This window comes from Pseudorhodoplanes sp., from assembly GCF_050250235.1.
GTDB lineage: Bacteria > Pseudomonadota > Alphaproteobacteria > Rhizobiales > Xanthobacteraceae > Pseudorhodoplanes.
In genome coordinates, this window is sequence record NZ_JBFWPA010000079.1 from 19363 (window position 1) to 30715 (window position 11353).

Here is an 11353-nt window from a genome sequence, read left to right on the forward strand (position 1 = left end):
ACGGGATCTCCCGATGAACGCTCCCCCAATGCCGAAAAATGTCGAACAGGTGCTCGCGTATGTGCGCGATAAGAATATCCAGCAAGTCAAGGTCGGTCTCACCGATGTTGATGGCGTGCTGCGCGGCAAGTACATGGCGCGCGACAAATTCGAGAACTCGCTGGAAAAGGGCTTCGCCTTTTGTGACGTGGTCCTCGGATGGGATTCCAACGACCAACTCTACGACAAGGGCAAGCTGACCGGCTGGCACACCGCCTACCCAGACGCGCCGGTTCGCCTGCTTCCGGAAACGCTACGGCTTATTCCATACGAGAAGGACACGCCATTCGTGCTGGCTGAGTTCGAGGGCTATGCCGAGGCGGCCTGCCCGCGTGGACTACTGCGGCGGGTGCTCAATAAAGCGCGCCACATGGGGTTCGTTGTCCAGGCGGCGGCGGAATTTGAGTTCTTTCTGTTCGAGGAAACGCCGCATTCGGTGCGAGATAAGGGTTATCGCAGCCTGCGACCAATTACGCCCGGTTACTTCGGTTACTCGCTCTTGCGGGCTGGCGTCCACGCAGATTTTTATCAAGAGCTGCTCGACCTGTGCCGTGCCATGGACTTTCCGTTGGAAGGCCTGCATACCGAAACCGGCGCCGGTGTGCTCGAAGCCGCGATCCGCGTCGACGAAGCACTGCACGCGGCGGACAAGGCAGTGCTTTTTAAGACCTTCACAAAGATTTTGGCGCAGCGCCGTGGTTGGATGGCGACATTCATGGCCAAGTATTCCCGAGACTGGCCCGGCCAGTCCGGACATCTTCACGTCTCGATACAAGATGCAGCCACGGGCAAAGGACTCTTTCACGATTCCGCAAAGCCGGCGAGTATGTCCGAGACGATGCGCTGGTTTGTCGGCGGCCAGCAACGGCTCATGCCCGAACTGTTGGCAATGATCGCCTCCACCGTTAACTCCTATACGAGGTTGATTCCGGGCTTCTGGGCGCCAACCGATGCATCTTGGGGCGTCGAGAATCGCACCACGGCGTTGCGTGTGATTCCGGGCTCGGAGAAATCGCAGCGCGTCGAGTACCGTGTCGCCGCGGCAGACATCAATCCGTATATCTCCCTTGCCGCCGCGATTGGTTCCGGCCTTTGGGGCATCGAGCATCGCATCGATCCGGGCGAGCCGGTGAAAGGCAATGCCTATGATGTCGAGCATACCCCGGAGCGAGCACTGCCGCGCACGCTTGGCGAAGCCGCCTCGCGGTTGAAAGACTCCGAGGCGGCGCGCGCGCTCTTCGGAGACATTTTTGTCGACCACTACGCGATGAGTCGCGAATGGGAGGAGAGTGAGGCGCGCAAGGCCGTTACCGATTGGCAGCTCGCCCGTTACTTCGAAATCATTTGAGAAAGATCTCCGTACGCCATGACACTCAACGAGGTCGTCTGCATTTCGCCGATCGACGGGAGGGAATTGGTCCGCCGTCCCATCATGACTGACGCGGCACTTGATCGAGCTCTCGCTGCCGCGCGCGAGGCGCAGCGCCACTGGCGGCGGGTGGCGCTTAGCGAGCGCAAGGCCGCAGTGCTTCGCGCGCTGGACGCGCTTGAAGCGATGAACTCCGACATCGTCTCCGAATTAGCGCAGCAAATGGGGCGTCCGGTTCGCTTCGGCGGCGAGTTTGGCGGCGTAAAAGAGCGGGCGGTCTATATGACGCGGATCGCGGACGAATCTCTGGCGCCGCTAGTCCCAGACGATGACCGCCCGGGCATTCGCCGAATGGTCAAGTTCGAGCCGGTCGGCATTGTGTTAGTGATTGCACCGTGGAACTATCCGTTCCTGACGGCGATTAACGCAATCGTTCCAGCGCTGATTGCGGGCAATGCCGTGCTACTCAAGCATGCTTCACAAACTATCCTTGTCGGCGAGCGATTTCAGGCCGCCATGGACAAGGCGGGCATTCCTGCCGGCGTGTTCCAGAACGTCGTATTGAATCATCAGCAAACCGCTCGCTTGCTTGCCGCCGGCGAGGTCGACCACTGCAATTTCACCGGTTCGGTCGAAGGGGGCCGCGCTATCGAGCGCGCAGCAGCCGGAAGCTTCACTAGCATCGGGCTCGAGCTCGGCGGCAAGGACCCTGCTTACGTGCGCGCCGACGCCGATATCGAGCACGCGGTCGATAGTATCGTCGATGCTGCCTACTTCAATTCCGGGCAATGCTGCTGTGGCATAGAGCGGGTGTATGTCGATGCGCATCACTACGTCCATTTTGTTGAAGGCGTCGCGGCGCTAGTTTCTAAATACGTACTTGGCAATCCGCTCGACCAAGCGACTACGCTCGGTCCGATGGCGCATAAGCGCTTTGCCGACCACGTCCGCCGTCAGACTGCAGACGCGATCGCCGCCGGCGCCAAGCCGCTGATCGACACCGGTGTCTTTACGGCAGACGATGGCGCCGCCGCTTATCTTGCCCCGCAGCTTCTCACCAACGTATCGCACGAGATGGGTCTGATGCGTGAGGAGAGCTTCGGTCCAGTGCTCGGAATTATGAAAGTGTCCGGCGACGACGAAGCGATCCGGCTGATGAATGACTCGCCCTACGGTCTGACGTCTGCAATCTGGAGCTCGGACGTGGAAGCCGCAGAGTGGATCGGCCAAAACCTCAACACCGGCACCGTATTCATGAACCGCGCGGACTATCTCGACCCAGGCCTTGCTTGGACCGGAGTCAAGGACACTGGTCGGGGTATCTCGCTGTCGCGGCTGGGCTACAGCGCCGTAACGCGCGCGAAATCCTATCATTTACGTCAATTGAACCACAGGCCCTCATGACCATAAACGCCTCTTCCATGTCGCCGCGAGCCAACTGGAGCTATCCCACTGCCGTTCGATACGGCGCCGGACGTATCGGCGAACTGGCAGACGCTTGTGAGTCGGTTGGGATACGGCGGCCGCTGCTCGTCACCGATCCATTTCTGGCGACACAGCAAATGACGGTCCGCGCCCTTCAACACCTCAAAGACGCCGGGTTGCAACCAGCGATGTTCTCGCAGATCAAGTCCAACCCCTCTGACGCCAATATTTATGACGGTCTTAACATTCTGCGCGGCGATCAGCACGATGGCGTGGTTGCGTTCGGCGGTGGCTCATCGCTCGACGCTGGCAAAGTCATAGCGTTGATGAGCGGCCAGACGCGGCCCATGTGGGATTTCGAAGACGTCGGCGACTCGTGGACCCGTGCCGATCCAAACGGCATCGTTCCAATCATCGCCATCCCAACCACCGCGGGCACCGGTTCGGAAGTCGGTCGCGCCGGTGTGATCACACAGGAGGCGACACATACAAAGAAAGTAATCTTCCATCCAGCCATGATGCCGAAGGTTGCCATCTGCGATCCTGAACTCACCATCGGCATGCCTCCGCTAATTACAGCTGGTACGGGACTTGATGCGCTGGCGCATTGTCTCGAAGCCTATTGCGCGCTTTTTTATCACCCGATGGCAGACGGCATCGCGATCGAAGGCACACGTTTGGTGAAGGAGTTTCTGGCTCGCGCCTATCGGGACGGCAACGACATCGAGGCACGGGCGCAGATGATGTCCGCTGCAGCCATGGGAGCAACCGCCTTTCAGAAAGGCCTTGGCGCAATTCACGCACTATCGCATCCGGCTGGCGCGCTTTGCGACACGCATCACGGCCTGACCAACGCCGTATTCATGCCTTACGTGCTCAATTTTAACCGTAGCGCCATCTCCAATAAAATCGAACGGCTTGCGGCCTATCTCGGATTGAAACCTCAGTTTGGTGCGTTTCTTGACTGGGTACTGGCGCTGCGCGCGGAGCTTGGCGTGCCGCACACGCTCGAAGGTCTTGACATCCCTCCCGAGCGTTTCGTCGAGATGGCAGCAATGGCAGAGAAGGATCCGACGGCTAGCGGCAATCCAGTAAAGCTCGATCAGGCCGCCGCACTCAGGCTTTATCAGGACGCGCTACTGGGTAAGATCTGAGAGTCCGTTTGAGAATGCATTTTAGTGGGTAATTCGCCTGAGCAGAAGACTACCGAGTGCGACATGGACCATGACTTTAGAGACGTCGATGCGCCGCTCGTAGTCGCGCACAAGGCGGCACCATCGCGTCATCCAGGCAAAGGTGCGCTCGACCACCCAGCGGCGTGGCAGCACCTTGAAGCCGGGCTCGTTTTCGATGCGCCGGACGACCTCGATGACGAAGCCCTCGAAGGCTGCCTTGTCCAAGAGCTTGCGCCGATCATAGGCACCGTCGGCGAACAGGTGCTTGATCCACGGCCAGCGTTGGCGGATCGCGTGCAGGATGATTTGCGCGCCAGCGCTGTCAGCAATGTCCGCAGTCGTCAGGTTGATCATCAGCAACCGTCCGTCAGTGTCGACCCACCTTTTTGGCCGCGTCGTAGCCGCGTTTTCTGGCTGCAGGAGCCTTCACCGACTGGCTATCGATGACATCTGCCGTCGGCTGTGCCGCGCGCCCCGAGCGCTCACGGTCAATCATCAGCGCCACATCATGGATGGTGCGGAACAGCAGCATCCGCACAAAGCGGCGAAACCACCAATACACCGTCTGCCACGGCGGAAAGTCTCGCGGAAGCATCCGCCAGCCACCGCCGGAGCGCGCCATGTAGCGGATCGCGTTTAACACCTCGCGCAAATCCACCGCCGGCTTGCGACCCTTCCTCACGGGTCGCGGCAGCAACGGCGCGATCCGTTCCCACTCCTCATCCGTCAGATCGGAGGGGTATCGCTTGGTCTTTTTCGCAATATCGGCCATCCGGCCACGATCTAAGTCCGCTCGTTAGAGCATCGGGCGGTCATTTGGAATCGATGCGATTCACAAATCAAGCTGAAAGTGATTCATATGTGGACGCCCCCTATGGCAAGGGCTTTGTCGGGATGGTTTGATCGGTGGCTTTCATATGTCCGGCCTGTTCATGCGGCGTGAGTTTTGCCGCTGGCCCTGATGGAAATCCGCCGGCGAGGTCCCTGATCAAGATGGCGCACTTGTGAAGCGCATTGAATCAGACGGGTTTTCCTCACCATTGGCTCGATCGTTACGCATCATCGACTGCCGTTACCAATTCAGGTGATCTGTTTTCTGTCAGGCCGCCATTCCGCAGGGACGGTAAACTTCCTTTCGGGTCAGCACGACTCACGCTATTCGGGCCAGCTTGTTGGCGAGTGCCACGGAGACGAGGCGGAAGGGCTTCTTCTCCATGACCTTCCTGATCCAGTTGGCCATACGCGTTGCCTTGTCCTTGCTGTGGCGGATGACCTGACGTGGCTCGCGCGTGGCGTCGCGATGGAAAGCTCAGGCATACGGCCGTGACGCCATTCCCACGCCTCCTAACGCTTATGATCAGATGCCATTGCAGCCATATCACTGCGGCTCCCGGCTATGACTCCAGTATGCGGGATGCCTTTGCCGACAGCTTGAGCAGAAGCTTGGCGACTTCTGCGACGCGCTCTTTCGACATTCGTCCGGATACAGCGGCGACACTGAATGCGAGGAATGGCACGGCCGCTGGATTGGGGATGAGAACGCTCACAGCGACCACACCAGCAGCGATACGGCCATGGCTGATTCCGACGCCGCGGCGCCGTGCCTTGATCACATTCGTCCGGAGTGCCTCCACCGTTTGATAGCCGTATTCCCGCAAAGCCGGTCCGTTCACCTCAAGGAGACGCTCGAGTTCGCTATCGCTGAGCAGTGACAAAAAGACGAGGCTCGCCGCACCGGCACCGAGCGGGCTGCGTCGGCCGATCTCGAACGTATAGGCGCGGACCGGAAAGTCGCCATCAATGCGATCAAGGCAGACGATGTCATAGCCGCTCATCGCCATCAGATAGGCGGTGTCGCGCGTGTCCCGGGCTAGCTCAACCAGCAGCGGCCGCAACTTGGCAACAATGTCCATCGGTCGGAAAGCCACTAACGCGAGCTGATGGATCACCTGATCGAGGTGATAGCGTCGCGTCGTCTCATTTTGGAGTACGAGGTCTTCGTCGATAAGCGCTCTGAGGATTCGATGCACGGTTGGCCGCGTGACCCTCGTCTGCCTGACGATATCACTGAGGCGCGCGCCATCACTGCCATAGCGCGCGATGATTTTCATCATTTGCGCGGCCCGGCGGATGCTCTGACTTCCCGAAGGACCGGTCATGTGGAGCCGCTCTTTGAGTGTCCATTATATGGACATAAATCTAAGGCGTGACGCTTATCAAGGCACGTTTGCTATGACATATCAGCCTCCACTAAGAAGAGTGATATCCATAATATGAAAGAGCAATACCAGACCATAACGGTCGAACGGATCGAAGCGGTTGTGCGCATTTGTCACAATCGTCCGGCTGCGCTGAATGCCGAAAGCTCGACGCTGCTACGCGAACTCGATCATGCGGTTCGCGTGGCCGAAGCCGATCCCGAGGTCCGTGTCATGATCCTCGGTGGCAAAGGTCGCCATTTCAGCGCTGGTCATGACCTCAAGGAGGCACTGGATGTCGTCGGCATCAAACCCGGTTCAACCGTGGAGGAGCGTTGGGCCTACGAATCCGAATATTTCTTTGAATATTGCCTGCGCATTCTCGACATGTCGAAGCCGACGATCGCCCAGGTGCAGGGGGCCTGCATCGCGGGCGCCTTCATGGTCGCCAACATGTGCGATCTGATCGTTGCCTCCGACGATGCCTATTTCGCTGATCCGGTGACGCACACACTCGGCACTGCTGCGGTCGAGGTATTAATCCATCCGTACGTGCTGGGTATGCGCAAGGCAAAGGAGCTGCTTTTCACAGGTAGCCGGTTGTCCGCCTCCGAGGCGGAGCGCATCGGAATGGTTAATCGTGTGGTCGCTCGCAACGAACTCGAGAGTGCGACGCTGGCGCTGGCGCAGGACATCAGTAGAGCGCCGCCCTTCGCGTTGCGGTTGATCAAGCGCTCGCTCAACCGCGTTATGGATGCGCAGGGCTTGCGAGTGGCGCTCAGCGCGCACTTCGATACGCACCAACTTTCACACCAGACAACCGAGTTCAAGAAGACTCTTGAATCGGGTCTTGACAAGGCTATCGCTCAGGCGCGCAATAAGATGTCCTGAACGACGAGCGAACCGGGATTTAATCGGGAGGGTAGCACATGTCACTCAGGAAAGCCGTCTTCACAGCGTGCTTCACCGTTTACCTTAATTCGATAGCATTTGCGGGCGCCGACACAATCAAGATTGCGATTGTCAACGACCAGGGGGGGCCATTCTCGGCCTATGGTGGCCCGGGCTCAGTGATTGCAAGTCGCCTTGCTGCGGAAGAGTTCGGCGGCACCGTGCTCGGCAAGAAAATCGAAATCGTTGCGGCCGATCATCAGAACAAGCCGGATCTTGCAGCCTTGATCGTTCGCCGTATGTTTGACGTCGATAATGTTGACGTGATCGTCGATGGCGCGGGCTCCGCGGCAGCGCTCGCTATTCAGGGCATCGCGCGGGATAAGGGCAAGATCTTCCTCATCACCGGCGCGAGCGGAGATTTTACCGGCATAGACTGTTCTCCAACTGGATTCCATTTCTCACCGGACACCTATGCGCTAGCGCGTGCAACCGCAAAGAGTCTCATCAAGGCGGGCGGCGACCGTTGGTACTTCGTGACGGCTGATTACGCGTTCGGGCATTCGCTGGAGCGGCAGGCGCGCGCTGTCGTTGAAGAGAGCGGAGGAAAGGTAAGCGGATCGGCGCGCCATCCACTCAACTCATCGGAGTTCTCCTCGTTTTTGCTGTCGGCGCAGTCGTCGGGCGCGAACGTCATCGGTCTCGCTAACGCCGGTACGGACCTAACGAACGCCATCAAACAAGCGCAAGAATTTCAGATCGTGAACGCGAAGACAAAGTTGACCGGCTTTCTGCTCGACATCATCGATATTGCAGCGCTGGGACTCCCTGCCGCAAAGGGCATCACCTTCGCCAATACGTTCTATTGGGACGCTAATGCCGAGACACGTGCCTTCGCGAAGAGCTTCATGGCGAAAAGCGGCGGCAAAGTTCCGGGTCAAATTCATGCCGGCTCGTACGCGGCGGTGAAGCACTATCTGACCGCCGTGAAGGCTGCCGGTACCGACGATGGTAGGGTCGTAGCCGCAAAGATGCGCGAACTGCCAATCAACAACATGTACCAGAAGGACACAAAGATTCGCGTCGACGGTCGCGTGCTGACAAACCTTTACATCAACCAGGCAAAGTCTCCGGAAGATTCCAAGTATCCATTCGACTACATGAAGGTGGTGCAAACGCTAAGCGGAGAGGAAGCATTTCGTCCGCTGAACGAAGGCGGTTGCCATCTGGTTGCGCAGTAGCGACAGAGATGGCTTGGGGGCGGCGGTATGCTCGTCGATTGCTACAGCAAGCCGCCGCTCCCGGAGTTTCGTGTCAAGATCCGACACATGAGCAACTATGACCGCGTTTACGGGGGGTTGACCTCGGAAGCCGATCCCGCCGTCGAAACGTTCGATGAATATCTCAGCGCCTACGACCGTTACGATGCACGTCATGTCGTTATCCACGCGAGCGATCTTGAGACGACGTTTGGCGTGAAGATCCCGAACGAGCGCGTCGCAGAATTCTGCCGGGCTCAAAGCCCACGCTTTATCGGTTTCGCAGGTGTCGACCCGCACAAAGGTATGGCGGCGATCCGAGAGTTGGAGCATGCGGTACGGGCACTCGGCCTGCGTGGCCTTCATCTCCCGTGCTTCGAGTTGAAGCTCGCGATAAACGATGCACGGCTGTATCCGCTCTATGCCAAGTGCATTGAGCTCGACATTCCAGTTACTTTGCACTGTGGCTTCAATTTCTCGACCGCGACCGAGGTTACCTACAGCTCGCCGCTCTTCCTCGATCAAGTGATGGTGCATTTCCCTGAGCTGCGCGTGCACGTTGCGCCGCCCGGCTGGCCGTGGGTCAATGAACTGATTGGCGTCGCCTGGCGGCACCCAAACGTTTTCATCGGGCTCGCGGCCGTGCGCGCAAAGTATCTTGCGGTCGCGGCATCAGGGTATGAGTCTTTGCTGCAATATGGCCGCACGATCCTCAAGGATCGCATTCTGTTCGGCTCGGCGCATCCGCTTGTACCGCTTGCTACGGCTGTCGATGACGTTCAATCGCTATATCTGCCGCATGACATCAAGCGGCGGTGGCTACACGACAATGCCATGAGATTTCTGCGCCTTGCGCCAAACACGCGCAAGGAGTGACGATGTATACTGTGTTCACTACGTTCGTTGGTATCGCGGCGGCTGCCAAACAAAGGCCGATGCTCTGCATTCCGCCGAACCAGAACCGTAGCTATCTGCCCGAGGGACTAGAACTCACCTACGGCGCGGTGGAAGCGCGTGTTCTCGATCTCATGGCCCGCTATGCGCGGGCCCGTTACGGGCACGGTCATCGCGCACTGTTGCTACTCGAAAACCGACCAGAATACCTGATTCATTTTCTTGCGTTGAACGCGCTCGGCGTCAGCATCGTGCCGGTCAATCCAGATTACCGGCTCGACGAAATCCTTTATCAGGCCGAGAAGACGCGGGCCGACGTGATGGTCGGTGTTCCCAACAGGCTCGACGAATTGCGGCAGGTCGCTCAGCGCATCGGCAAGTTCTGTCCCGTTATTGACGGCACGACCGATGGTCCGATCGACGCACCGTCGGCGGCGCCGCCGCGGACGGATTTGCCCGTTGCCGAGAGCGAGGCCGGCATTTTGTTCACGTCAGGTAGCACAGGCCGCCCGAAGGGTTGCGTTGTCAGTAATCTCTATATGGTCAACTGCGCGCGCTGGTATGCCTCGACAGGAGGGATTGCGAGTTTCCGCTACGGGCAATCGCGGCATATCAATCCACTACCGCTTTATCATATGGGCGGTCTGTGCATGGCCATGATGAGTATGCTTGTGACCGCCGGTTGCTCGATTATCCTTGAGCGCTTCCAGCCCTCGCGCTTCCTCGAGGACGCGATCGCAACTCGCGCTACCAGCATGCACTATTTGGGCGTGGTTCCAGCGATGCTGCTCACGCAGGAGCCCTCATCAGCTGATCGCGGGCATACGATCGAATTCGCAATAGGGGCTGGGGCCAACGCGGCGCTGATCGAGCGCTTCGAGGCGCGCTTCGGCATCCGCTGCGTCGAAGGATGGGCAATGACCGAAACCGGACGAGCAATCTGGAATTCGGAGGAGCCCCGACATCTTGGAAGGAGCGTCGTCGGGCGGCCAATGCACGGATTCGAGGCCCGTGTCGAGCGCGAACCGAACCAAGTCGCGGGGCCTGGCGAGCTCGGCGAATTGTGCGTGCGATGGGGAGGTGCTGAGGGGGCGCGATGGGGATTCTTCGACGGCTACTTCGGGGAGGAAGCTGCGACGGAGGAGGCGTGGCGCGGTGGTTGGTTTCACTCCGGCGATCTCGTCACCCAGGAGCCGAACGGCGCCATCGAGTTTGTTGATCGCAAGAAGAACGTTATCCGCCGTTCGGGCGAAAACATTGCGGCAGCAGAGATTGAACTCGGCATCCTGGCTCATCCAGATGTCGAACAAGTCGCAGCAATCGCGGTGCCAGACGACCTCCGGCAAGAAGAGGTCTATGTCTGTGTGCAGATGCATGTGGGTGCAGATCGAGACCGTCGACAGGCCGAGACGCTCTTTGAATGGGCTAACTGCAGAATGGCCTACTACAAGACACCAGGATGGATATTGTTCGTCGATACGCTGCCGATTACCGGTTCGCAGAAGATCGCAAAGACGCGGATCTTCGGAGCCGATGTCGACCCTCGTTCGCTTCCAGGGGTATTCGATTTGCGAGCGCTCAAGCGTCGCAAGCAGTCAACCAGTAAAGTGAGCCGCCTACAAGTTAGATGAGTCCCTGAGATCATGGGACAGCTTGCGTCAAGGTAAGCCCCGGAACGCAGGACGGATATCGTCTGGGGCAATTCTCTGTGACCCAGAAGATTCTACGTCCTTCCGACAAAGGTGGAGCCGTCCATCCGGAAGCGAAACTTGCATGGGCGATGGCGATGTCGCTCCTGAAGCTCACGATGAAAGATCGAGAGAAAGCTTGCAGTCGATCTTTCTTGGGACTGTCAGGAATTCTGTGCATGAGGCCGGGCTTGTCATTGGTAGGCGAACCTTTCGCCGAAGACGACGGCGAACTGTGTCTTGGCCTCAAACCATTCGCGTGGCGGCCGTTTCCATTCCCCGGCCGCATTGTTGAGGACCAAGTTTAGCAGCTTCATCGCGGCATCGTCATTGGGGAAGTGCCCCCTGGCGCGGATGGCGCGACGGAGTTTGGCATTCAGCGCCTCGATCGCATTCGTCGTATAGATGATGCGAC

Annotated in this window: 9 protein-coding genes and 1 pseudogene; 7 read left to right on the forward strand and 3 right to left on the reverse strand. The window is 58.8% G+C overall.

The window, feature by feature from the left end; all coding sequences use genetic code 11:
• Window positions 1-13: 13 nt before the first annotated feature.
• Genes AB7F49_RS26210 through AB7F49_RS26220 form a run of 3 tightly spaced genes read left to right on the forward strand, consistent with a single transcriptional unit; the run spans window position 14 to window position 3987 of the window.
• On the forward strand, window positions 14-1387 hold the full coding sequence (locus tag AB7F49_RS26210; RefSeq protein WP_428527877.1) for a glutamine synthetase family protein: 1374 nt from the start codon (window positions 14-16) through the stop codon (window positions 1385-1387).
• Window positions 1388-1405: 18 nt separating this feature from the next.
• Window positions 1406-2812 (forward strand): aldehyde dehydrogenase family protein, encoded by a 1407-nt coding sequence (locus AB7F49_RS26215; protein WP_428527879.1) that lies wholly within the window; start codon window positions 1406-1408, stop codon window positions 2810-2812.
• A 17-nt stretch (window positions 2813-2829) separates the two neighbouring features.
• Window positions 2830-3987, forward strand: coding sequence for an iron-containing alcohol dehydrogenase (locus tag AB7F49_RS26220; protein WP_428527892.1), 1158 nt, complete (start codon window positions 2830-2832; stop codon window positions 3985-3987).
• Window positions 3988-4008: 21 nt separating this feature from the next.
• On the opposite strand, the pseudogene AB7F49_RS26225 reads toward AB7F49_RS26220, so the two are convergent.
• Together AB7F49_RS26225 and AB7F49_RS26230 are read right to left on the reverse strand one after the other, a co-directional pair.
• Window positions 4009-4780 (reverse strand): annotated as a pseudogene (locus tag AB7F49_RS26225) (IS5 family transposase).
• A gap of 622 nt (window positions 4781-5402) precedes the next feature.
• The gene (locus AB7F49_RS26230; RefSeq protein ID WP_428527881.1) at window positions 5403-6167 is read right to left on the reverse strand and encodes an IclR family transcriptional regulator; all 765 of its coding nucleotides are present in this window, start codon (window positions 6165-6167) and stop codon (window positions 5403-5405) included.
• A gap of 114 nt (window positions 6168-6281) precedes the next feature.
• Here AB7F49_RS26230 and AB7F49_RS26235 point away from each other — a divergent pair, with 114 nt between their 5' ends.
• The 4 genes from AB7F49_RS26235 (at window position 6282) to AB7F49_RS26250 (ending at window position 10881) form a co-directional block, all read left to right on the forward strand.
• On the forward strand, window positions 6282-7097 hold the full coding sequence (locus AB7F49_RS26235) for an enoyl-CoA hydratase (RefSeq protein WP_428527882.1): 816 nt from the start codon (window positions 6282-6284) through the stop codon (window positions 7095-7097).
• Between the two features lie 38 nt (window positions 7098-7135).
• A complete protein-coding gene (locus tag AB7F49_RS26240; protein WP_428527884.1) occupies window positions 7136-8338 on the forward strand; it encodes an ABC transporter substrate-binding protein in 1203 nt (400 codons plus the stop codon).
• Between the two features lie 117 nt (window positions 8339-8455).
• Window positions 8456-9232, forward strand: a complete 777-nt coding sequence (locus tag AB7F49_RS26245; protein ID WP_428527886.1) for an amidohydrolase family protein — start codon at window positions 8456-8458, stop codon at window positions 9230-9232.
• 2 nt (window positions 9233-9234) lie between these two features.
• Window positions 9235-10881 (forward strand): AMP-binding protein, encoded by a 1647-nt coding sequence (locus AB7F49_RS26250; RefSeq protein ID WP_428527888.1) that lies wholly within the window; start codon window positions 9235-9237, stop codon window positions 10879-10881.
• Window positions 10882-11132: 251 nt separating this feature from the next.
• On the opposite strand, the gene AB7F49_RS26255 is transcribed toward AB7F49_RS26250, so the two are convergent.
• Window positions 11133-11353, reverse strand: a 221-nt coding sequence (locus tag AB7F49_RS26255) for a transposase (RefSeq protein WP_428527890.1), incomplete at its 5' end; no start/stop codon positions are given.